Annotated in this window: 19 protein-coding genes; 14 read left to right on the forward strand and 5 right to left on the reverse strand. The window is 70.5% G+C overall.

What is annotated here, in order from left to right; all coding sequences use genetic code 11:
• The first annotated feature begins 240 nt into the window (after positions 1–240).
• The 8 genes from rpsB to ACPEH0_RS02405 all read left to right on the forward strand — a co-directional run bounded on the left by rpsB (position 241) and on the right by ACPEH0_RS02405 (position 6,076).
• Complete coding sequence (gene rpsB, locus ACPEH0_RS02370) at positions 241–1,119, forward strand: 30S ribosomal protein S2 (RefSeq protein ID WP_366213105.1); 879 nt, start codon at positions 241–243, stop codon at positions 1,117–1,119.
• 78 nt (positions 1,120–1,197) lie between these two features.
• Positions 1,198–2,025, forward strand: a complete 828-nt coding sequence (tsf, locus tag ACPEH0_RS02375; RefSeq protein WP_064001970.1) for a translation elongation factor Ts — start codon at positions 1,198–1,200, stop codon at positions 2,023–2,025.
• Between the two features lie 87 nt (positions 2,026–2,112).
• On the forward strand, positions 2,113–2,832 hold the full coding sequence (pyrH, locus tag ACPEH0_RS02380; protein WP_064001971.1) for a UMP kinase: 720 nt from the start codon (positions 2,113–2,115) through the stop codon (positions 2,830–2,832).
• A gap of 55 nt (positions 2,833–2,887) precedes the next feature.
• Positions 2,888–3,442, forward strand: a complete 555-nt coding sequence (gene frr / locus ACPEH0_RS02385; RefSeq protein WP_217532011.1) for a ribosome recycling factor — start codon at positions 2,888–2,890, stop codon at positions 3,440–3,442.
• 7 nt (positions 3,443–3,449) lie between these two features.
• Complete coding sequence (locus ACPEH0_RS02390) at positions 3,450–4,481, forward strand: phosphatidate cytidylyltransferase (RefSeq protein WP_366213104.1); 1,032 nt, start codon at positions 3,450–3,452, stop codon at positions 4,479–4,481.
• Positions 4,478–5,035, forward strand: a complete 558-nt coding sequence (locus tag ACPEH0_RS02395) for a DivIVA domain-containing protein (protein WP_217532007.1) — start codon at positions 4,478–4,480, stop codon at positions 5,033–5,035. Before ACPEH0_RS02390 ends, ACPEH0_RS02395 begins: the two co-directional genes overlap by 4 nt.
• 42 nt (positions 5,036–5,077) lie before the next feature.
• Positions 5,078–5,791, forward strand: a complete 714-nt coding sequence (locus ACPEH0_RS02400; protein WP_366213103.1) for a lytic transglycosylase domain-containing protein — start codon at positions 5,078–5,080, stop codon at positions 5,789–5,791.
• Between the two features lie 3 nt (positions 5,792–5,794).
• Positions 5,795–6,076: a hypothetical protein gene (locus tag ACPEH0_RS02405; RefSeq protein WP_217532004.1), complete on the forward strand. Its 282-nt coding sequence runs from the start codon at positions 5,795–5,797 to the stop codon at positions 6,074–6,076.
• Here ACPEH0_RS02405 and ACPEH0_RS02410 read toward each other — a convergent pair whose 3' ends face one another.
• A complete protein-coding gene (locus tag ACPEH0_RS02410) occupies positions 6,077–7,150 on the reverse strand; it encodes an AI-2E family transporter (RefSeq protein ID WP_359917803.1) in 1,074 nt (357 codons plus the stop codon).
• A 157-nt stretch (positions 7,151–7,307) separates the two neighbouring features.
• On the opposite strand from ACPEH0_RS02410, the gene ACPEH0_RS02415 reads away from it, so the two are divergent.
• Together ACPEH0_RS02415 and ACPEH0_RS02420 are read left to right on the forward strand one after the other, a co-directional pair.
• On the forward strand, positions 7,308–9,086 hold the full coding sequence (locus ACPEH0_RS02415; RefSeq protein WP_366213102.1) for a glycosyl transferase: 1,779 nt from the start codon (positions 7,308–7,310) through the stop codon (positions 9,084–9,086).
• Positions 9,083–10,018, forward strand: a complete 936-nt coding sequence (locus tag ACPEH0_RS02420) for a tetratricopeptide repeat protein (protein WP_217532002.1) — start codon at positions 9,083–9,085, stop codon at positions 10,016–10,018. Before ACPEH0_RS02415 ends, ACPEH0_RS02420 begins: the two co-directional genes overlap by 4 nt.
• Positions 10,019–10,061: 43 nt before the next feature.
• Here ACPEH0_RS02420 and glgB read toward each other — a convergent pair whose 3' ends face one another.
• From glgB to glgX, 3 genes are read right to left on the reverse strand one after another with little or no spacing between them, the layout of a single operon-like run.
• On the reverse strand, positions 10,062–12,197 hold the full coding sequence (gene glgB / locus ACPEH0_RS02425; protein WP_217532000.1) for a 1,4-alpha-glucan branching protein GlgB: 2,136 nt from the start codon (positions 12,195–12,197) through the stop codon (positions 10,062–10,064).
• Positions 12,194–14,269, reverse strand: a complete 2,076-nt coding sequence (locus tag ACPEH0_RS02430; protein ID WP_366213101.1) for an alpha-1,4-glucan--maltose-1-phosphate maltosyltransferase — start codon at positions 14,267–14,269, stop codon at positions 12,194–12,196. Before ACPEH0_RS02430 ends, glgB begins: the two co-directional genes overlap by 4 nt.
• 44 nt (positions 14,270–14,313) lie before the next feature.
• Positions 14,314–16,413: a glycogen debranching protein GlgX gene (glgX, locus tag ACPEH0_RS02435; RefSeq protein ID WP_366213100.1), complete on the reverse strand. Its 2,100-nt coding sequence runs from the start codon at positions 16,411–16,413 to the stop codon at positions 14,314–14,316.
• A 51-nt stretch (positions 16,414–16,464) separates the two neighbouring features.
• On the opposite strand from glgX, the gene ACPEH0_RS02440 reads away from it, so the two are divergent.
• Entirely contained in the window at positions 16,465–17,649 is a 1,185-nt protein-coding gene (locus tag ACPEH0_RS02440; protein WP_366213099.1) for a cysteine desulfurase family protein, read from the forward strand.
• Between the two features lie 9 nt (positions 17,650–17,658).
• On the forward strand, positions 17,659–18,756 hold the full coding sequence (mnmA, locus tag ACPEH0_RS02445; RefSeq protein ID WP_366213098.1) for a tRNA 2-thiouridine(34) synthase MnmA: 1,098 nt from the start codon (positions 17,659–17,661) through the stop codon (positions 18,754–18,756).
• Here the strand turns inward: mnmA and ACPEH0_RS02450 are convergent.
• Positions 18,713–19,729 (reverse strand): epimerase, encoded by a 1,017-nt coding sequence (locus ACPEH0_RS02450; protein WP_366213097.1) that lies wholly within the window; start codon positions 19,727–19,729, stop codon positions 18,713–18,715. The genes mnmA and ACPEH0_RS02450 overlap by 44 nt on opposite strands.
• Positions 19,730–19,877: 148 nt before the next feature.
• On the opposite strand from ACPEH0_RS02450, the gene ACPEH0_RS02455 reads away from it, so the two are divergent.
• Both ACPEH0_RS02455 and ligA read left to right on the forward strand, forming a co-directional pair.
• Positions 19,878–20,069 (forward strand): DUF4166 domain-containing protein, encoded by a 192-nt coding sequence (locus ACPEH0_RS02455; RefSeq protein WP_366213096.1) that lies wholly within the window; start codon positions 19,878–19,880, stop codon positions 20,067–20,069.
• Positions 20,042–22,366, forward strand: coding sequence for an NAD-dependent DNA ligase LigA (ligA, locus tag ACPEH0_RS02460; protein ID WP_366213095.1), 2,325 nt, complete (start codon positions 20,042–20,044; stop codon positions 22,364–22,366). The genes ACPEH0_RS02455 and ligA overlap by 28 nt, the downstream gene beginning before the upstream one ends.
• Position 22,367 lies beyond the last annotated feature (1 nt).

The following is a 22,367-nucleotide window of genomic DNA, read 5'->3' on the forward strand; positions in this document are numbered from 1 at the left end:
CGACGGGGGATGGATCGCGGCGGGCGGCGGCGGGGGAGGAGGTCTCGTTCTTGCTATGCTGGTGGGGCACCCCGTCCGTCGGGGTGACTACGCGTGCCCACAGCGGCTCGATCCGACACCGTCGATCGACATCGCGGCATCCCACCCAACGGTCTCCTCCGGGAGCGGGTGCGTGCCGGGCACCAGGCTCGCCGCGACCATCGTCCGGCGCGATCAACCACAACGAACAGGAGAACGGCCATGGCCGTCGTCACCATCCGCCAGCTGCTCGACAGCGGCGTTCACTTCGGACACCAGACCCGTCGGTGGAACCCGAAGGTCAAGCGCTTCATCCTCACGGAGCGCAGCGGCATCCACATCATCGACCTGCAGCAGTCGCTCGGGTACATCGACAAGGCGTACGAGTACGTGCGCGAGACGGTCGCCCACGGCGGCACGATCCTCTTCGTCGGCACCAAGAAGCAGGCGCAGGAGATCATCGCCGAGCAGGCCACGCGTGTCGGCCAGCCCTTCGTCAACCAGCGGTGGCTCGGTGGCCTCCTCACCAACTTTTCGACGGTCTCCAAGCGCCTCGCGCGCATGAAGGAGCTCGAGGAGCTCGACTTCGAGAACCCGGCCGAGAGCGGCTTCACCAAGAAGGAGCTCCTCCTCAAGAAGCGCGAGCTCGACAAGCTCCACAAGTCGCTCGGTGGTATCCGCAACCTGCAGAAGACCCCGTCGGCGATCTGGGTCGTCGACGCCAAGCGCGAGCACCTCGCCATCGACGAGGCCAAGAAGCTCGGCATCCCCGTGATCGGCATCCTCGACACGAACGCCGACCCCGACGAGTTCCAGTTCCCGATCCCGGGCAACGACGACGCGATCCGCTCGGTCAGCCTGCTGACGCGCATCATCGCCGACGCCGCTGCCGAGGGTCTCATCCAGCGCCACAACCCGACCGACGAGTCGGCCGAGGCCGAGCCGCTGGCCGACTGGGAGCGCGAGCTGCTCGAGTCCGCTCCGACCGAGCAGACCGAGGCCCCCGCCGCCGAGGCGCCCGCTGACGAGGCCCCCGCCGCGGAGGAGGCCGCTGAGGCTCCCGCCGCCGACGAGACCGCCGAGGCGAAGTCCGCCGAGTGATCATCCCGCCTGTGCCCCGCCATCCGCGGGGCACAGGCGCCTGGAAACACCCACCCAACTACTGAGGAGCCGCCACCCATGGCAAACTTCACCATCGCCGACATCAAGGCGCTGCGCGAGCAGCTCGGCACGGGAATGGTCGACACGAAGAAGGCGCTCGAGGAGGCCGACGGCGACCTCGAGAAGGCTGTCGAGATCCTGCGTCTCAAGGGCGCGAAGGGCAACGCGAAGCGTGCCGACCGCTCCACGAGCGAGGGACTCGTCGCCGCGAAGGAGCAGGACGGCAAGGTCACGCTCATCGAGCTGAACACCGAGACCGACTTCGTCGCGAAGAACGAGCGCTTCATCGCGCTGTCGGAGAAGGTCCTCGACGCCGCTGCCGCGGCCGGTGCCGACTCCGCCGAGGAAGCCCTCGCGGCCGACGCCGGCGGCAAGACCGTCGCCGACCTCATCTCGGACGAGGCCGCCATCATCGGCGAGAAGGTCGAGCTGCGTCGCGTGCGCACGCTGTCCGGGGACGCCTTCCAGGTGTACCTGCACAAGACCAGCAAGGACCTGCCCCCGCAGGTCGGCGTCGTCGTCGCCTACTCGGGTGATGACGCCGAGACGGCTCGCTCGATCGCGCAGCACATCTCGTTCGCGAACCCGACGTACCTGTCGCGCGACGAGGTGCCCGAGGCGGATGTCGAGAAGGAGCGCGAGATCGTCACCGAGATCTCCCGCAACGAGGGCAAGCCCGAGGCTGCGCTCCCGAAGATCGTCGAGGGCCGCGTCAACGCGTTCTTCAAGCAGGTCGCCCTGCTCGACCAGGACTACGCCAAGGACAACAAGCTGTCCGTCGCGAAGGTCGCGGCCGACGCCGGGATCACGGTCACCGGCTTCGCCCGCTTCAAGGTCGGCGCGTAGGCACATGAGAAAGGGGTTCGCATCGGATGATGCGAACCCCTTTTCCATGCCGTTCGATAGTCTCCCCCTAGACGAGAGGATCCCCGCGTGATCGACGAGAACACCGGACGCCGTCGCGTCCTTCTGAAACTGTCCGGCGAAGCGTTCGGCGCAGGACAGCTGGGGGTCAACCCCGATGTCGTCAGCCAGATCGCACAGGAGATCGCCGCAGCGGTCGACCGGGTCGAGGTCGCCGTCGTCGTCGGCGGCGGCAACTTCTTCCGCGGCGCCGAACTCAGCCAGCGCGGGATGGACCGCGGGCGTGCCGACTACATGGGCATGCTCGGCACGGTCATGAACGCGCTCGCCCTTCAGGACTTCCTCGAACAGGCGGGTGCGGCGACCCGTGTCCAGTCCGCCATCTCGATGACCCAGGTCGCGGAGCCCTACATCCCGCGGCGGGCGGAGCGTCACCTCGAGAAGGGGCGCGTCGTCATCTTCGGCGCCGGTGCCGGCCTGCCGTACTTCTCCACCGACACCGTTGCGGCGCAGCGCGCGCTCGAGATCGGTGCCGTCGAGGTGCTCGTGGCGAAGAACGGCGTGGACGGCGTCTACACGGCTGACCCGAGGACGGATGCCTCGGCCGAGAAGCTCGACACGATCACCTACCGTGACGCACTGCAGCGCGGGCTGAAGGTCGTCGACTCGACCGCGTTCAGCCTTTGCATGGACAACGGCATGGACATGCGCGTGTTCGGCATGGAGCCCGGCGGCAACGTGACCCGCGCCCTCCTCGGCGAATCGATCGGCACCCTCGTCAGCGTCTGAGGCAGGGGACGCTGCCGACTAGACTTAACCGGACGTACCGACGAATGGAGAGACCGTGATCGCCGACATCCTGGCCGACACGAAGACCCGCATGGACCGCGCCGTGGAGGCCGCCAAGGAGGACTTCGCGACCGTCCGCACCGGACGGGCGAACCCCCAGCTCTTCCAGAAAGTCCAGGTCGAGTACTACGGCACGCCGACGCCGCTCGCGCAGCTCGCGTCGCTCAACGCCCCCGAGGCGCGCACCCTCGTGATCACGCCGTACGACAAGTCCGCGCTGAAGGCGATCGAGCAGGCGATCCGCGACATGCCGAACCTCGGGGCGAACCCGACGAACGACGGCAACATCGTCCGCGTGACGATGCCCGAGCTCACCGCGGACCGCCGCAAGGAGTACGTCAAGCTCGTCAAGAGCAAGGCGGAGGACGCGAAGGTCCACGTGCGCGGCATCCGCCGCAAGTCCAAGGACGAGCTCGACGCCCTGAAGGGCGAGGTGAGCGACGACGACCTCGCTCGGGCCGAGAAGGAGCTCGACGCGGTGACCAAGACGCACGTCGAGCTCATCGACGAGGCGTTGAAGCGCAAAGAGGCAGAACTCCTCGAGGTCTGAGAGCGCCATGTCCGAAGACGCACCGGGGAGCGCGGTCGGACCGGAGACGCCGCCGAGCAGATCCGAGCTGAAGCGGGCCGGTCGGGCGACGGGCGACCCGTCCTCGTTCCAGTCGCACGTCCGCGCGGCGCGCAGCGAGTTCGAGAGTCAGATCGAGCGCGCCCGGGTCGAGTTCGAAGAGGCCAACGAGCGCATCAACGCGCGATCGGGTCGCAACCTGATCATGGCGACCCTGATCGGCCTCGGCATCGGCGCGATCGTGCTGGGATCGCTCCTCTTCTGGAAGTGGGCGTTCATCGCGTTCGCGGTGCCGCTGTGCTTCCTCGGGGCGTTCGAGTTCTCGCGGGCCTTGCAGGCATCGGGCCGGCGGATCGACGTCCCCGCGCAGCTGACCGCCGGTGCGCTGGTGCTGGGGGCCGCCTTCGTCGGCTACCTCACGCAGTGGTTCGTCCTGTTCGCCGCCGTCGTCCTCGTGATCGTGTGGCGCCTCATCGCGCAGATGGCAGCCGGCGACGGTCGTCGCTACGGTGACGTCGTCACCGACGTCCTCGCGGGCGCCCTCGTCCAGCTGTACGTCGTCTTCCACGGGAGCCTGGCGCTCGTGATCCTGCGCCAGGAGCACGGTGAGCTGTGGTTACTGGCCGTCCTCGTCATCGCGGTCTCGGTCGACACGGGGGCCTATGCGAGCGGGGTCGCTTTCGGGCGGCATCCCATGGCCCCGCGGATCAGCCCCAACAAGACGTGGGAGGGCTTCGCGGGTGCCGTCGTCGCGAGTCTGGTCGCCGGCGGACTGCTCGCCGTGCTGATGCTGCAGCTGCCGCTGTGGGCGGGTGCGGTCCTCGGGGTCGCGATCCTCGTGTCGGCGACGATCGGCGATCTCGGCGAATCGCTCATCAAGCGGGACCTCGGCATCAAGGACATGAGCTCCTTCCTGCCCGGTCACGGCGGAGTGCTCGATCGCCTCGACTCGATCCTGCCGTCGCTCGTCCCGGGTCTCGCCCTGTACATCCTCCTGAGCCCCCTGAGCGGACTGTCATGACCGAGCTCACCTCTCCCGCCGCCTTCCCGAAGACCTCGGGGCGTCGCAAGGGCTACTCCCCCCGCGCGGTCGACGAGTTCCTCGCCTCCGCGCGCGTCGCTTTCGAGGCCGACGACACCGACCTCACCTCCGCCGACGTCCGCGCCGCCGCGTTCCCGCTGGTGAGCGAGGGGTATGCGATCGACGCGGTCGACGCGGCCCTCGCCCGCATCGAGGATGCCTTCGCGCAGCGGGAGCGCGTGACGGCGATGAATCAGCGGGGCGCCCGCGCCTGGGTGGGGGCGTCCCGTGCGCTGGCGCAGGAGATCCTCGACCGCCTCTCTCGGAAGCCGCGACACCGCTTCCGTCGGGTTTCCCCGCTCCGTTTCGGGTACCGGGTCGACGAGGTGGATCTCGTCGCGGGTCGGATCGCGCGCTACCTCGAATCCGGGGAGGGGCTGACGATCGAACAGGTCCGTTCGGTCGCCTTCCGCATGCAGCTCCGCGGTTACGACGAGGCGCAGGTCGACGCCGTCCTCGACGCCGTCGTCGACGTCATGCAGTCCGTCGGTTGATGCGTGGCGGGTGCCGTGCGTCGCCGATATGATCGGGAGACTGTGACTTCCGGCAACGAGATCCTCCCATCGCGCGCCGGCGTCGCGACGCAGACCGTCCGGCGGTCCGGGCGTGCGGCTCCCCCGTCGCGCTGGTCACGTCGCCGGGGTGTGCTGGCTGTCTTCTCTGTGGTCGCCACCGCGGGATTCGTCGCCGCGACGCTCGTTCCGCTCGTCTCGTTCCCCGACCCTGCCGAAGCGACGCAACTCGACCCGCTCTCGCTCTACGCGTCGGCGGTCGAGGACGCGCAGCGCTACCAGGCCGGTGACGCTCCGACCGTCGAGCTCGAGCGGGCGAGTGAGTACACCGTCTACGTGAAGCCCACCCCGACGCCGCCTCCGCCGCCCCCGGCCGGGTCGTCCTCGTCGACGCGGTCGTTCTCCTCCTGGCAGCCGCCGTTCGTCTCGCCGAATCCCGGCAGTGCGCAGGCCATCGCGTACGACATGGTGACCGCGCGCGGCTGGGGGGACTCGGAGTTCGCCTGCCTCGTCGCGCTCTGGAAGAAGGAATCCGGCTGGCGGGTGAACGCCTACAACGCCTCGAGCGGTGCCTACGGCATCCCGCAGGCCCTGCCGGGCCGCAAGATGTCCTCGGTCGGATCCGACTGGGAGACGAACCCTGCGACCCAGATCACGTGGGGCTTGAAATACATCCAGGGTCGCTACGGCACCCCGTGCGGCGCCTGGGGGAAGTCGCAGCGCTCGGGCTGGTACTGAGCCGTGCCCCGGTCGAATCGGCGCAAGCCCAGCGGTCCGGACGCGTCGTTCGACCGTCTGCTTGCGGGCTGGAAGCGCACGGAGCAGCGCCGCGGTGTCGAGTGGACGGTGCAGCCGGTGTCCGCCGTCCAGGCGCAGAAGGACTACGTGTGCCCGGGATGCGGACGGACCGTGGCGGCCGGGACGGCGCACGTCGTCGTCTGGCGTGCCGACGGTGTGCTCGGGGATGCCGCGGACCTGGCCGCGAGGCGGCACTGGCACACGGCGTGCTGGCGGATCGCCTGATCAGAGTTCGTTCTGGCGGGGGATCAGCACCTGGCGGTAGATGATCAGAACGCTCGCCGCCACGGGGATGGCGATGAGCGCACCCAGCAGGCCGAGGAGCGATCCACCCGCGAGGGCGGCGATCACGACGACGGCACCGGGTACCGAGACGGCCCGACTCATGATCCTGGGGGAGAGGAAGTACGCCTCGACCTGCATGTAGACGAGATACCAGACGAGGGCGACCAGCGCGGTCAACGGCGACGCGAGCCCCAGGCAGGCGAGCACGATGATGGCGGATCCGGTCAGGGTCCCCACCAGCGGGATCAACGAGAAGAAGAAGGCGATCACGGCCAGGACTGCGGGGAACGGCGCATTGATGATGGTGAGGAAGATGGCGCTCAGGATGCCGTTGATCGCGCCGAGGACGACCTGCCCCATGACGTAGTAGCCGACGGATGCCGTGATCTGCTCGGAGAGGCCGACGAAGCGCTCGCGCTTCGACGCCGGTGCCAGTTGGTAGACGGAGCGCTTGAGGGAGCGCATCGAGGCGGTGAAGTAGATCGTCAGGATGAGGACGATGATGGTCCCCGTCGTCGTCGCGACGATCCCCGCACCGAAGGAGAGCAGGCCGGTGCCGAGGGCCGCTCCGATGTCGGCGAAGTCGAGCCCGTTCCACCAATCGTTGACGTAGCCCAACACCATGTCGACCTGCAGCAGGGGGAACGTGTGCGAGAGCCAGTCCCGCGCGACCGTGACCGGGTTCCACTCCTGATCGACCGCGCTCTCCACCAGTGTCTGGATCTGCTGGACGAGCTTGGCGATCTGGTCGACGAGGACCGGGACCACGATGAGCACGAGCGCCGTCGCGATGGCGAGGAGGCCCGCGAAGGTCGCCAGCAGCGCGCCCCAGCGGGGGAGTCCGCGGCGTTCGAAGAACGACACGACGGGGTCGAGTCCCAGGGCGAGGAAGAGGGCCGTCCCGATGTAGAGCAGGACGGTCGACAGGGTCTGCACCCCGGTGAGGATGAGGATGCCGACGCCCACGCCGAGGGTGGCGATCAGCGCGGTGCGGAACGGATGCTGGATCTTCACGGTGCCCTCTCCCAGGTCTTCCCTCACCCTAGTTCGCCGATGCGCCCGGACGCGGGAGCGACGCCCTCCCACGCGTTTGCCAGCACCGTTCGCTAGGCTGGAATGTCGAATGATCGGCCGTGCACCCCGGATGCCGGCTGGAGGAGGGCGGCAGTTCGTGAGATTCGTGTGGGCGATCATCGCCTTCGTCCTTGCCACGCTGATGATCGGCGCCGGAGTGGCCCAGCGCACGATCCTCGAGGCACCGGCGACCGAGACGGCGACCCTCACGACGGATGCCGACGCCCCCTACGTCCTCATCGACGGTGCGGTCCTCGCCAGCCACCCGGGCGCGCAGACCCTCCGCATCGCCGGCGACGGCCCGGTCTTCGCCGCCTACGGTCGGACGCAGGACATCGCGGCGTGGCTGGCTCCCACCGAGTACGTCCACGTGACCCTCGGCGCCGAGGACCTGCCCGTCTCCGAGACCGTCGCCGCGTCGGCCCCCGTCGAGGGCGATGCGCCGACCGCGGCGCCCGCCGGGTCCGACCTCTGGCTGGACGAGTTCGAGCAGGACGGATCTCTCGCCACCACCCTCCGCCTCCCCGCGGACATGAGCGTCCTGGTCGCCTCGGACGGCACCGCGGCGGCCCCCTCCGAGCTGAGCGTCACCTGGCCGACCGGCGCGACCACGCCGTGGGCGGGACCGCTGCTGGCCGGCGGCATCCTGATGGCCGTCGTGGGCCTCGTCCTGTACATCCTCGCTCTGCGTCACGTCCGGCGGTCCCGGGGCCCGCGTCGCAAGGGTCTGCCGACCACTGCGACGCAACCCATCGACCTCTCGGTCGAGCAGGCGGAGAAGGGCGTCATCACGGCGGCTCCCGCGCGGAAGCGACTCGGCCGCGGACGGCGCCCGTTCGTCGCGCTCTCCGCGCTTCTCGTCGGCGGAATCGCGCTCACCGGCTGCTCGCCCGACGCCTGGCCCGACCTGCAGCCCGAGGCGACGCCATCGCCCTCGGCATCCGTCATCGTGCCCGAGGGCCAGGGAGCGCCCGCCGTGACGAAGACGCAGGCCGAGCGCATCCTCGGCCGGATCTCCGAGCAGGTCGCCGCCGCCGACGAGGCGAAGGACCCGAAGGCCGCCGCACTGCGACTTACGGGGCCCGCCCTCACCGAGCGTGAGACGAACTACCGACTCCGCACCGAACTCCCCGATGCCGACCCGCTGCCCGCCATCCCGGCCGGCACGATGACCGCGCTCCTGCCGCAGGCGAAGAACGACTGGCCGCGCATGTTCATGGCGGTGGTCGAGGACGCGGAGGGCGTCGCCACCGTCATGACGGCGACGCAGAGCGACCCGTGGGCCGAGTACAAGGTCGCCTACATCTCGAGTCTCCGCGCCGATGCCACGATGAACCTCGCCGCGGAGTACGTCGGCGCGGTGGCCGTCGAGCCCAACTCACCGTTCCTCCTCATGCCGCCCGAGAACCTGGCCGCCGCGTACGCGGACGTCCTCGACAAGGGCGACAAGAGCGAGTTCGCCGCCCTGTTCGACGAGAAGACCGACACGTTCCGCTCACTCGTCGCCGAGAACCGCGCTGCCGTCCTCAAGAAGTTCAACGAGACCGGTGAGGAGACCGGCCGGGTCTCGTTCCTGGCCGAGCCCGGCGATTCCGAGCCGCTCTCCCTCGTCACACTCGACAGCGGTGCGATCGTGGCCGTGACCGTCACGGAGAACGAGACCGCCGTCCCGACCGATGACGACGCCGTGATCAAACTCGGCGAGAACGTCGTGGTGAAGGCGCTCTCGGGCGTCTCGCAGTCGAGCACCGGCTTCCAGACCCGTTACACCGATCAGCTGTACTTCTTCGTGCCCGCGCAGGGTTCGAACGACAAGATCCAGCTGCTGGCCTCCCGTTCCAACGTCCTCGACGCCAAGGTGGTTGAAAAAGAGTGAGCACCCCCGCACCCGGCGCCGTCCTCCGCGGCGCCGTCGATCTCTCGTCCCTTCGCAACCGGCCCGCGGGACAGCCCGAGGCCGCCGCGCCCGCCGACGGCGGAGCCCCGGCATCCCGCCTCGTCTTCGACGTGACGGATGCCGACTTCGGTCAGGTCCTCGAGCTGTCGCGGACCGTCCCCGTCGTCGTCGACCTCTGGGCCGACTGGTGCGGCCCCTGCAAGCAGCTGAGCCCCGTGCTCGAGAAGCTTGTGAACGAGCTCGGCGGCAGGCTCGTGCTCGCGAAGGTGGACGTCGACGCGAACCCGCAGCTCGCGCAGAGCTTCCGTGCGCAGTCGATCCCGCTCGTGGTCGCCCTCGTCGCCGGTCAGCCCGTCCAGCTCTTCACGGGGGCCGTGCCCGAGGCGCAGGTGCGCGAGGTCTTCACGCAACTGCTGCAGCTCGCCGCGCAGCACGGGGTGACCGGGACGGTGCCCGTCGAAGGCGCTGAGACGGATGCCGAGGACCGCCCGGCCGCCTTGCCGCCGCTCCATCAGGAGGCGTTCGACGCCATCGAGTCCGGTGACTACCAGGCCGCCGCGGCAGCGTACGAGCAGGCTCTCGCCGAGAACCCCCGCGACGAGGACGCGAAAGCCGGCCTCGCGCAGGTGCATCTGCTCGGCCGTGTGCAGAACCTGGACCTCGCCGGCGCGCGCGCCGCTGCCGCTGCCGCTCCGCACGACGTCGAGGCGCAGTTCGCCGTCGCCGATCTCGATCTCGCCGGCGGGCACGTCGACGACGCGTTCGCGCGACTGCTGGATCTGTTCGCCGCTCTGCCGACGGACGAGCGCGCGCCCGTGCGGGCACGTCTGCTCGAACTCTTCGGCGTCGTGGGCGACGCAGACTCTCGGGTCATCCGAGCGCGGGGACGGCTCGCGAGTCTGCTCTTCTGACAGAGGAAAGGGGGTCCGGGCATCAGCCCGGACCCCCTTTCTCTCACGCCTGGTGACGGAGCCAGAGGACGCCGAGCGGCGGCAGGACGACGGTCGCGGTGCCGTCGGCATCCGTCGTCACGCCGCCGAAGTTGCCGACCCCGGACCCGCCGAACTCCTGCGCGTCGCTGTTGAGGATCTCGGCCCACGCCCCGGCCTCGGGCAGGGTGATCCGCACGTCGTGGCGGGGGGAGCCGGCGAAATTGCACAGCACGACCACCGTGCCGCCGTCGTGGTCGCGGCGGGCGAACCCGAGGATGTTGCCGTCGGGGGTGTGCGGCCAGACGCGGGAGAAAGCGGACCCGTCGGTGTCGCGCGACCACAGCGGCGCTTCGTCCCGGTAGGTGCGGTTGAGGGCGGCGACGAAGTGCTGCAACTGCTGGTGCGCCGGCTGATCCAGCATCCACCAGTCCAGGCCGCGCCCCTCGGACCATTCGGACATCTGCCCGAACTCCTGCCCCATGAACAGGAGCTGCTTGCCCGGGTGCCCCCACATGTACGCCAGGAAGGCTCGCATGTTGGCGAGCTGCTGCCAGTGGTCGCCCGGCATCCGGGTGAACAGCGACCCCTTGCCGTGCACGACCTCGTCGTGGCTGATGGGGAGCACGAAGTTCTCGCTGAACGCGTAGACGAACGAGAACGAGAGCTCGCCCTCGTGGTGCGAGCGGTAGAGCGGATCGCGGCCGATGTACACGAGCGAGTCGTTCATCCAGCCCATGTTCCACTTGAAGCCGAAGCCGAGACCGCCCTGACTCGTCGGCGCCGTGACGCCGGGGAAGCTCGTCGACTCCTCGGCGATCATGGCGATCCCCGGGTGGCGCTTGTAGGCGGTGGCGTTGACCTCCTGCAGGAAGCGGATCGCCTCGAGGTTCTCGCGGCCGCCGTGGATGTTCGGCTCCCACTGCCCTTCCTCGCGGGAGTAGTCCAGGTAGAGCATCGAGGCGACGGCGTCGACACGCAGGCCGTCGACGTGGAACTCCTCGAACCAGTAGAGCGCGTTCGCGACGAGGAAGTTACGCACCTCGTTGCGCCCGTAGTCGAAGATGTACGTGCCCCAGTCGCGGTGCTCGCCGCGCCGGGGATCCGGGTGCTCGTAGAGCGGGGCTCCGTCGAAGCGCGCGAGCGCGAACTCGTCCTTCGGGAAGTGCCCGGGCACCCAGTCCATGATGACGCCGATGCCCGCCTGGTGCAGCCGGTCGATGAGATAGCGGAGGTCGTCGGGGCTGCCGAAGCGGCTCGTCGGGGCGTAGTAGCCCGTCACCTGATAGCCCCAGGAGCCCCCGAAGGGGTGCTCGGCGAGTGGGAGGAACTCGACGTGGGTGAAGCCCTGCGCCCCCACGTAGTCCACGAGCTCGTCGGCGGCGTCGCGGTAGCTGAGACCGGGCCGCCACGAGCCGAGATGGAGTTCGTAGGTGGACATCGGCTTGTCGTGCACGGAGCCGGACGACCGTGCGGCGATCCACTCGTCGTCCGACCAGGTGTACGCGCTCTCCGTGACGACGGATGCCGTCGCGGGCGGGACCTCGGCGGCCCGGGCCATCGGGTCGGCCTTCATCACCCAGTGGCCCGCGGCGGTGAGGATCTCGAACTTGTAGGCCGAGCCCGCGCCGATACCCGGGACGAACAGTTCCCAGACGCCACTCGATCCGAGCGAGCGCATGGCATGCTGGGTGCCGTCCCACCCGTTCAGATCGCCGACGACGCGGACGGCCCGGGCGTTGGGCGCCCACACCGCGAAGGAGACGCCGCTGACGGGGCCGTAGTGGCGGACGTGGGCCCCGAGGACGGTCCACAGCTGCTCGTGGCGCCCCTCGCGGATGAGGTGCAGGTCCATCTCGCCGAGCGACGGCAGATGCCGGTACGGGTCGTCCACGCGGTAGTCGGGAGCGCCCTCGTACGTCGCGACGAGATCGTAGGCGGTCGGCTGCGTCTCCGCGACGCCCTCCCAGACCCCTTGACGGATGTGCTCGAGTTCGACGCGGGAGCCGTCGGCCAGCACGGCGGTCACGGTCTGCGCGAAGGGGCGCCGCGCCCGGATCACCCATTCGTCGCCCTCGGGGTGCGGGCCCAGCACGTCGTGGGGGGCGTGGTAGGCGCCGGCACCGACGGCATCCAGGATCGAATCATCGGGACGGGTCATGAGTGTGCCTTCACGTGGAGGATGTGGACGGGTTCGGCGAAAGCGTCGAGTCGGACGTAGTTGTGCTCGTTCCACGTCCAGCGCGCGCCAGTGAGGAGGTCCTCGACCTCGTAGTCGTGGCCGCGGGGGAGCCCCCAGATCTGCGAATCGACGTGCACCGTCGTCTCGCGCGCCGAGTGCGGGTCGACGTTCACGACGACGATGATCGTGTCGGATTCGCCGCGCTCGGCCACCGCCGCGGGCAGGTGCTTCACGTAGGCGAGGATCGCGTCGTCGTCCGTCCCCTGCAGGTGCAGACCGCGCAGCTGCCGGAGCGCGGGATGCGCCCGGCGGATCTCGTTCAGCCGCCGCAGGTAGGGGGCGAGGGAGTCGCCCGCGGCCTCGGCGCCCGCCCAGTCGCGGAACTTGTACTCGTACTTCTCGTTGTCGATGTTCTCCTCGGACCCCGGGCGGGCGACGTTCTCGTAGAGCTCGTATCCCGCGTAGACGCCGTAGCTGGCCCCCGCGGTGGCCGCGAGAGCGGCGCGGATCCGATAGGCGGGGCGACCGCCGAACTGCAGGTACTCGGTGAGGATGTCGGGGGTGTTGACGAAGAGGTTCGGGCGCATGAAATCCGCCGTCTCGTCCGAGATCGAGGCGAAGAACTCCTCCAGCTCGGTCTTGGTGTTGCGCCACGTGAAGTACGAGTAGCTCTGCTGGAAACCGCTCTGTGCGAGCGCCCGCATCGGCATGGGACGGGTGAACGCCTCGGCCAGGAAGACGACGTCGGGGTGCTCGGCGTTGACGGTGCGGATGAGCCACTCCCAGAACTGCAGCGGCTTGGTGTGGGGGTTGTCGACGCGGAAGATCTTCACCCCCTGTCGGATCCAGTGCTGGACGATGCGCAGCACCTCGGCGCGGATGCCGACCGGATCGTTGTCGAAGTTGACCGGGTAGATGTCCTGGTACTTCTTCGGCGGGTTCTCGGCGAAGGCGATCGAACCGTCGGGCAGGGTCGTGAACCACTCCGGGTGCTCGGTCACCCAAGGGTGGTCGGGAGCGGCCTGGAGGGCGAGGTCGAGGGCGATCTCCAGGCCGTGGGCGTTCGCGGTGTCCACGAACGCGCGGAAGTCCTCGAGCGTCCCGAGGTCGGGGTGGACCGCATCGTGTCCGCCGTCCGCCGAGCCGATGGCCCACGGCGATCCCGGGTCCCCGGGACCGGCGTTCAGGGTGTTGTTGGGGCCCTTGCGGTTCACCTCGCCGATCGGGTGGATGGGCGGGAGGTAGACCACGTCGAAGCCCATCGCGGCGACGGCGGGGAGGCGTTCGGCCGCCGTCCGGAAGGTGCCGCTGCGGACGGTGCCGTCGGGCAGGCGGACCGCCCCCTCGGAGCGCGGGAAGAACTCGTACCAGGCGCCCACGCCGGCTCGCTCGCGCTCGACGTGGAGCGTGTTCTCCTCGTGGAGGGTGTGGAGCGAGAGGGCGGGGCGGTCGGCGAACGCCCGGGCGAGCCCCGGGTCGCGCACCACGATGAGGGCCGCCTCGTCGTCCACGGCGTCATCGCGGAGGGCGCGCGCCGCGGAGGTGAGGGCGGTGCGCTCCTCGACGGGACGGGTCTTCTCCGCGGCGGCGCGCTCGAACAGCCGCGCGCCCATCTCCCGCATGAGGATCGGGTCGACACCCGCGGCGATCTTCAGCTCGGCTGCATGACGCCAGGTCGCGTAGTCGTCGGCGAACGTCTCGAAACGGAACTTCCAGGTGCCCTGCTCGAGGGGTGCCACGACGACGCGCCAATTGTCGAAGCCGTCGTCGAGGGGCCGGAGCCGGTGGAGCGTGACCGCGCCCGAGGGCGCCGTCAGCCGCAGGTGCACGCCGATGCGGTCGTGTCCCTCGCGGAAGGCGGCGACCGTGAACGGCACCGCCTCGCCGACGAACGCGGTCGGCGCGAACCGGCCGCCCGGGACGCTGGGACGATGGGAGGCGATCGGGATGCGGCCGTTGCGGATGCCGGCATCCTTTCTGGTCGCCTTCACCGGCCGGACCGGGATCTCAGCGGAGCTGCGGACGGAAACGGGGGAGATCTGTGTGGCCACGTTCCGAACCTACCGGTGCCGAGGAAGGCTCGAAACGGCCTGGATCACTCGGCCCGGAACAGGTACATTGACGGACCGGTCGCGGTGAACGCATCGCCGGGGGAGAGCGGGGCGGCATCCGATCGCGGACGCTCGTCGACGCTCGACCACAGGGGGGCGAAGCGCGTCACACCCTCCAGCGCCGGAAGGGTGATCTCGACGTCGCTCTCGCGGCCGTGGACCACCAGGAGCGTGCGGTTGGGCGCTTCGCTCTCGGGTGTGGAGCAGGCGTCGTACTGCAGCGTGCGGTGCGAGGGATCCGTCCACTGCTCGACCGACATCGTGTTCCCCTGCTCGTCGTACCAGTCGATGACGGACGCGCCCGGAACGGCCTTGTCGGCATGGGCGAACCGGATGGGTCGCAGGGCCGGGTTCTCCCGGCGGATGCGGGTGAGCAGCTCGACGTGGGCGCGCAGGTCGTCCTGCCAGGGTTCGCGGCCCCAGTCGTACCAGGTCAGCGCGGAGTCGTGGCAGTACGCGTTGTTGTTGCCGTGCTGCGTGCGCCCGATCTCGTCGCCCGCGGTGATCATCGGAACGCCCGCCGAGAGCAGGAGCGTGCCCAGCAGGTTGCGCATCGCGCGCCGGCGGGCGGCGAGAACGGCCGGATCGTCGGTCGGCCCCTCGAATCCGTGGTTGAAGGAGCGGTTCGTGTCCGCCCCGTCCCGCCCGTGCTCGCCGTTGGCCTCGTTGCGCTTGGAGTCGTAGGAGACGAGGTCGTGGAGGGTGAACCCGTCGTGCGCGGTGACGAAGTTGACGCTCGCGAGCGGTCCGCGCTCGGCGCTGAAGGTGTTGGCCGATCCGGCGAGCCGGGTCGCGAATCCGCCGATCCCCACCGGCGTGACATCGGCGCGGCGGGAGTAGTCGATGTCGCTCAGCCAGAAGTTGCGGACCCGATCGCGGTAGCGGTCGTTCCATTCGCTCCAGCCGGCGCCGAACGCCCCTGTCTGCCAGCCGCCGATGCCGACGTCCCAGGGTTCGGCGATCATCTTGACGCCCGCCAGCGCGGGGTCCTCGACGATCGCCTGCAGGAGCGGGTGCTCCGGGGTGAAGGCGTGGGAGGCATCGCGTCCCAGGACGGGGGCGAGGTCGAAGCGGAACCCGTCGATCTGCACCTCGTTCGCCCAGTAGCGCAGCGAATCGAGGACGAGGCGGGACGCGGCATCCGTCGACGTGTTCAGGGAGTTCCCGCATCCCGTCACGTCGATGTAGGTGCCGTCGTCGGCCTGCCGGTAGTACGACCGGTTGTCGATCCCGCGGAAGCTCGAGCGGGGCTCGCCGAGTCCCTGCTCGGAGGTGTGGTTGAAGACGACGTCGAGGATCACCTCGATGCCGGCCGCGTGCAGCAGCTTCACCATCCCCTTCACCTCGCGGAGCACCGCGGTGGCGCCTTCGGCCTGGGCGGCGGCCGTCGCATACGGGGCGTGCGGCGCGAAGAAGCCGACGGAGTTGTAGCCCCAGTAATTGGTCAACCCCAGCTGCAGGAGGCGGGGCTCGCTCGCGAAGGCGTGGACCGGGAGCAGCTCGATCGCGGTCACCCCGATGCTCCGGTAGTGCTCGATCATGGCCGGATGCGCCATCCCGGCGTAGGTGCCGTGCAACGCCGCCGGCACACCGGGATGCCGCTTGGTGAGGCCTTTGACGTGCGCTTCGTAGACGACGGTGCGATCGAGCGGCGTCGCCGGCTTCGCGACGCCGCCCCAGTCGAAGCAGTCGTCGACGACGACGGAGCGCCAGGAGTGGATGCCGGGGGCCGACAACCCCCGCGCGTAGGGATCGATCAGCAGCGTCGCCGGGTTGAAGGTCATCCCGGGGCCGTGCGGTCCGTCGACCCGCACGCCGTAGGTGACGCCGCCCCGCAGCGCGCGCGTCGTCGCCTCCCACACGCCGCCGCCCACGGGGGCCAGCGGGACGGTGTCGACGAGCCAGTCCGGGTCGTCGTCGTCGAAGACCACGAGCTCGACGTCGTTGGCGTGCTCCGACCACACCCGCAGCGTCCCGCCCCCGTCGTGCAGGCGTACCCCGAGCCGGTCGTAGACGTCCGACAGCATCCCCGGGACGGGGGTGTCGGACGCCGCGGTCGTCGGGCCGGCCGGAGCGAAGGTCATGCGTCCTACAGTAGTGAGCAGGCGATGAAGGTCAGCGGCAGGCGGAGGGTCATGGCGGTCTATCTCGACCACGCGGCATCCACTCCGCTGCGGCCGGAGGCGCGTGATGCGTGGCTCGCCGCGTCGGAGGTCACCGGCAACGCGTCGTCCGTGCACGGCGCAGGCCAGGCGGCGCGGAGGCTGCTCGAGGACGCCCGTGAGCGGATCGCGGCGGTGCTGGGGTGCGACCCCATCGAAGTGGTGCTGACCTCTGGGGGCACGGAGTCGGTGAACCTCGCCCTCCAGGGGACGTGGTGGGCGCGCGACCCGGACCGGTCGGCGGTCGTCCTGCCCGACGGCGAGCACCACGCGACCCTCGACACGGTGTCGTGGCTCGCTTCCGCCCAGGGGGCGGAGGTACGACCCGTGCCGCTCGACGAGAGCGCGGCGATCGATGTCGCGGCCTTCGATGCGGCACTCCCGGGCGCCGCCCTGGCGACGGCGCTCGTGGCCAACAACGAGGTCGGGAGCGTGTCGGATGTCGCCGCCCTGGCCGCATCGGCGGCGGCGGCAGACGTGCCCCTCCACCTCGACGCCGTCGGGGCCATCGCCCATCTGTCGCTCGACTTCGCCGCGCTGCGGGGACCGGGAGCCGGTCGCGGCGGACTCGTCGCGCTGAGCGTCGCAGGCCACAAGGTGGGGGCGCCGGTCGGGACGGGGGCGCTCGTCGTGTCGCGTCACGCCCGCATGGGCGCGGTCCTTCACGGCGGCGGGCAGCAGCGTGGCCTCCGCTCGGGCACACCGGATGTCGCCGGTGCCGCCGCCCTGGCCGTGGCCCTCGAGCTGACGGCGGCGGAGCGCGCCGCCGAGGCGGAACGCCTGCGCGCGCTGTCCGACCGGCTCCTCATCGGTGTGCACGACATCGCCCCGGAGGTCGTACTGCTCGGCGCACCGGACCAGCGACTGCCCGGCCACCTGCACCTGCTCTTCCCCGACGCGCTGGGGGAGACCCTCCTGTTCCTCCTCGACTCCGCGGGCGTGCGTGTGTCGACCGGATCGGCATGCCAAGCGGGTGTCGCCGAGCCGAGCCACGTCGTCCTCGCCCTCGGTCGCACCGATCGCGAGGCCCGTTCGGTCCTTCGGGTCACGCTCGGGCGCACGACCACGGCGGCCGACGTCGACGCGTTCCTCGCCGCCCTCCCCGAGGCGCACCGCCGCGCGGCGGCGTCCAGCGCCCGTGCGGGGTCGCGCTCGTAGACTGGGACGATGCGCGTACTGGCAGCCATGAGCGGTGGGGTCGATTCGGCCGTCGCCGCGGCGCGCGCGGTGGACGCGGGTCACGACGTCGTCGGCGTCCACCTCGCGCTCTCGCGCGCCGGAGGCACCCTCCGCACCGGCAGCCGGGGCTGCTGCACGATCGAGGACGCACTCGACGCCCGGCGCGCGGCCGACCTGCTCGGCATCCCGTTCTACGTGTGGGACTTCTCCGAGCGCTTCCGCGACGACGTCATCGACGACTTCATCAGCGAGTACCGGGCGGGGCGCACGCCGAACCCGTGCATGCGGTGCAACGAGAAGATCAAGTTCGCGGCCCTGCTGGAACGGGCCCTCGAACTCGGTTTCGACGCCGTCTGCACCGGCCACTACGCGACCCTCGTCGACGGTTCGGAGGGGCGCGAGCTGCATCGCGCGTCGGATGAGGCGAAAGACCAGTCCTACGTCCTCGGGGTGCTCACCGCGGACCAGCTCGCCCACACCTACTTCCCGCTCGGGACGACGCCGTCGAAGGCCGTCGTCCGCGCCGAGGCCGCCACGCGCGGTCTCACGGTCGCTCAGAAGCCGGACAGCCACGACATCTGCTTCATCCCCGACGGCGACACCCGCGGGTGGCTCGCCGAGAAGGTGGGCGCCGAGCAGGGTGACGTCGTGGACCGCGGGGGATCGGTCGTCGGGCGGCACGAGGGAGCGCACGCGTTCACGGTCGGTCAGCGCCGGGGGCTGCAGCTCGGCGTCCCCGCCGCGGACGGCAAGCCGCGGTTCGTCCTCGAGGTGCGTCCCGTCTCGAACACGGTCGTCGTCGGGCCGAAGGAGGCTCTCGCGACGGCGGAGATCTCCGGGGAGCGGCACAGCTGGGCCGGACGTGCTCCTGCCGACGGCGTGTTCGCCTGCGACGTGCAGATCCGCGCGCACGCCGATCCGGTCCGCGCTCGGGCGAGCGTGCGCGACGGGTCGATCACGGTCGTCCCCGAGACCCCCTTCGACGGCGTCGCGCCCGGTCAGACGGCGGTGCTGTACGACGGGACCCGGGTGATCGGGCAGTTCACGATCGCGCGGACCGTCTCCGCCGTTCCCCAGAACGCCTGACCCGGCGGCCCCGTTCGACCTCGGCGAACGCCGCGCGGAGGTCGGTGTGCGCGAACCGGAATCCGGCGTCGACGAGCCGCTCGGGGAAGACCCATCTGCTCTTGAGGATCAGCTCGGGCTCGGTCCGCAGCACCCACATGGCGATCTCGAGCATCCAGCGCAGCGACGGCAGGCCCACCGGCATCCCGACGACGCCGCGGAGGGTGCGCATGAGGGTGCGGTTGTCGGATGCCTCAGGCACCGCGATGTTGACGGGGCCGGAGATGTCGTCCCGCTCGATGAGGAAGCGGACGGCGCGGAGCACGTCCTCGATGTGCACCCAGCTGAAGCGCTGGCGCCCCCGGGTGCGGTACCAGGGCGGCCGGTCGCCCGTCGGCTCGTCGCCGATGCCCCGGTAGCGACGGTGCGGCGGGAGCCAGCCGTCGTGCTGCGGCCCACCGAGTCCGGTACGTGCGAGGGTGAGCAGCATCCGGGAGGCGGGGCCGTCGCCCACGACGATCGCCAGACGCAGGGCGACGCGGCGCGTACGAGGGAGATTCCCCGCGAAGAACGCACGCTCCCACGACCGCGCGACGTCGACCGAGAAACCCTGCCCGAGTTCGCCGCCCGATTCGGTGTTCGGGCGGTCCATCGCGTGGCGGTAGATCGTCGCGGTGGACGCATTGAGCCAGAGCCGGGGCGGGGCGGATACCGCGGCCACCGCAGCGTGCAGGGCGCGCGTCGTCTCCACCCGCGACCGCAGGATCTCGTCGCGGTTGCGATCGGTGTAGCGACAGTCGACGGACTTCCCGGCGAGGTTCACGAGCAGGTCGGAGCCGTCGACGGCGGCCGCGAGCGCGGCGGGGTCGTCCCAGCGGACGGCGGCGGTGCGTCCGACGGTGACGACGTCGTATCCGTCGTCCGTGAGGGCTGCGACGAGAGCCTCGCCGATGAATCCGCCGGCACCGGCGACGACGGCACGAGGACGGGACATGCCTCGACGCTACCCGGTCACGTCGCCGGTAGATTCCGACCATGAACTCCGAGGGCCGGGAACACGCGGCATCCGTGTACGAACGCGCCGTGGGACCCGGCATCCGCTCGCTGCCTCCGGTGCTGCGCCGCGCATCGCGGGGGTGGAGGTGCGGGAGACGGAGGACGGGAACGGCCGGCAGCGCGTCGACGTCCGACTGCGGATGCCGCTGCTCGGCGAGGTCTTCCGCTACTCCGGGACCTTCGTCTACCGCATCCTGCCGGAGCGCGGAACGGTCCCGGCGGTGTCGCCGGGCCTCCCTACACTGTCGATGTGGCTGACGCAGAACTCCCCGAGCTGACCCTCGATGAGGCCCGCGCAGAGGCCGCGCGGCTCACGGAGAAGATCCTCGCCGCGCGCGAGGCCTACTACGGGGGCGACGTCGGTCTGGTCGACGACGCCACCTACGACGGGTGGATGCATCGCCTCGAAGCCATCGAGCGCGCGCACCCCGAGCTGCAGGGGCAGGATTCGCCGACGCAGACCGTCGGCGCGGCGGAGTCGTCGATGTTCGCTCCCGTCGAGCACGCCGAGCGGATGCTGAGCCTCGACAACGTCTTCTCGCCGGACGAACTGAAGGAGTGGTGCACGAAGGCCGAGGCCGCAGCGGGGCGCAAGGTGCGATGGCTGACGGAGCTCAAGATCGACGGGCTCGCCATCTCGCTGCGCTACGAGAACGGTGTGCTGACCTCGGCGGCGACCCGCGGCGACGGCCGCGTCGGGGAGGACGTCACGGTGAACGCGGTGCGCGTGGCCGGCATCCCGGAGCGGCTGTCGGGGCAGGGGCACCCCCCTCTCGTGGAGGTGCGGGGGGAGGTCTTCATCCCGGTGGCGGCCTTCGAAGAACTCAACGCGCTGCAGGCGCGTCTGCGCGACCGCGTCGTCGCCGACGCCGCCTCCCGCCCCCGCTACGACGAGGAGAAGGCGCAGAAGAGCGCGGCGCGGCGCTTCCCGGCGTTCGCCAATCCGCGCAACGCCGCGAGCGGAGGTCTGCGCCAGCAGCTCGACAAGAAGTCCGGGCTCGAACTCGAAGCCGGCGAGGCCCGTCTCTCGTCCCTCCGCATGTACGTCCACGGCATCGGCGCGTGGCCCGACCCGCCCGTGTCCGCTCAGAGCGAGGTGTACGGCCTGCTCGCCGAATGGGGCCTGCCGGTCAGCCCGTATCCGCAGACGTTCGACGACGTCGACGGCGTCCTCGCCTTCGTCGCCGAGTACGGCGAGAAGCGCCACTCGGTCGCGCACGAACTCGACGGCATCGTCGTGAAAGTCGACGAGCTGTCCCTGCACGACGAGCTCGGCGCGACCAGCCGTGCCCCGCGCTGGGCGATCGCGTACAAGTACCCGCCCGAAGAGGTGCAGACGCGACTCCTCGACATCATCGTGTCGGTCGGGCGCACCGGCCGCGCCACCCCGTACGCGCAGATGGCGCCGGCGCTCGTCGCGGGCAGCGTCGTGCGCCAGGCGACCCTGCACAACCAGGACGTCGTCAAGGCGAAGGGTGTGCTGATCGGCGACATGGTCGTGCTCCGCAAGGCCGGGGACGTCATCCCCGAGGTGCTGGGCCCGGTCGCCGAACTCCGCGACGGCACGGAGCGCGCCTTCGTCATGCCGACGGCGTGCCCGGAGTGCGGGTCGACCCTCGCCCCTGCCAAAGAGGGCGACATCGACCTGCGCTGCCCCAACACGCGCGGCTGCCCCGCGCAGGTCCGCGGGCGCGTCGAGCACATCGGCTCGCGCGGCGCGCTCGACATCGAGGCGCTCGGTGAGGTCACTGCGGCCGCGCTGACCCAGCCGATCGATCCGCAGCAGCCGGCGCTCGAGACCGAGGCGGGACTGTTCGAGCTGACCCTGGAGCGGCTCGTGCCCATCGAGGTCATCGTCCGCGACGCCGAGACCGGCGAGCCGCGGGTCGACGAGAGCACCGGCGAGGTCGTCCGCCGCGCGCCGTTCCGCCGCAACCCCACCGCGGCGGAGAAGAAGGAGGGCCTCACGGGTCCGCAGCCGTCGGCGCAGGCCCTCACCCTCATCGACGAGCTCGAGAAGGCCAAGACGAAGGATCTGTGGCGCTTCCTCGTCGCGTTGAACATCCGCCACGTCGGACCCGTCGCCGCCCGCGCCCTGGCGCAGTACTTCGGCTCGCTCGACGCGATCCGGGCCGCCTCGCGCGACGAGCTCGCCGCGGTCGACGGTGTCGGCGGGATCATCGCCGACGCTCTCATCGACTGGTTCGCCGTCGACTGGCACGTCGAGATCGTCGACCGCTGGACCGCCGCGGGCGCGCGGCTGGCCACGCCCGGGCACCCGGGACCCGGCGCCGCGGCCGCGGCCGGAGGAGTGCTCGAGGGCATCACCGTCGTCGCGACGGGCTCGCTCGAGGGGTACACCCGCGAGGGCGCGCAGGAGGCCATCATGCAGGCGGGCGGCAAAGCGGCGTCGAGCGTCTCGAAGAAGACGGACTTCGTCGCCGCCGGGCCCGGTGCGGGATCGAAGCTCGCGAAGGCCGAGGCCCTCGGCATCCGGATCATCGACGCCGCGCAGTTCCACGTCCTCGTCACCGAGGGTCCGGCCGCGCTCGGCGACGCTCCCGCCGCGGAGTGAC

This window comes from Microbacterium sp. NPDC079356 (assembly GCF_049545465.1).
Lineage (GTDB): Bacteria > Actinomycetota > Actinomycetes > Actinomycetales > Microbacteriaceae > Microbacterium > Microbacterium gawkjiense.

What these genes read in the sequence shown, in the direction of transcription:
- rpsB (WP_366213105.1), top strand. Translation starts at nt 241, where the DNA reads ATGGCCGTCGTCACCATCCGCCAGCTGCTCGACAGCGGCGTTCACTTC.
- tsf (WP_064001970.1), top strand. Translation starts at nt 1,198, where the DNA reads ATGGCAAACTTCACCATCGCCGACATCAAGGCGCTGCGCGAGCAGCTC.
- ACPEH0_RS02390 (WP_366213104.1), top strand. Translation starts at nt 3,450, where the DNA reads ATGTCCGAAGACGCACCGGGGAGCGCGGTCGGACCGGAGACGCCGCCG.
- ACPEH0_RS02395 (WP_217532007.1), top strand. Translation starts at nt 4,478, where the DNA reads ATGACCGAGCTCACCTCTCCCGCCGCCTTCCCGAAGACCTCGGGGCGT.
- glgB (WP_217532000.1), bottom strand. Translation starts at nt 12,197, where the DNA reads ATGACCCGTCCCGATGATTCGATCCTGGATGCCGTCGGTGCCGGCGCC.
- glgX (WP_366213100.1), bottom strand. Translation starts at nt 16,413, where the DNA reads ATGACCTTCGCTCCGGCCGGCCCGACGACCGCGGCGTCCGACACCCCC.
- ACPEH0_RS02440 (WP_366213099.1), top strand. Translation starts at nt 16,465, where the DNA reads ATGGCGGTCTATCTCGACCACGCGGCATCCACTCCGCTGCGGCCGGAG.
- mnmA (WP_366213098.1), top strand. Translation starts at nt 17,659, where the DNA reads ATGCGCGTACTGGCAGCCATGAGCGGTGGGGTCGATTCGGCCGTCGCC.
- ACPEH0_RS02450 (WP_366213097.1), bottom strand. Translation starts at nt 19,729, where the DNA reads ATGTCCCGTCCTCGTGCCGTCGTCGCCGGTGCCGGCGGATTCATCGGC.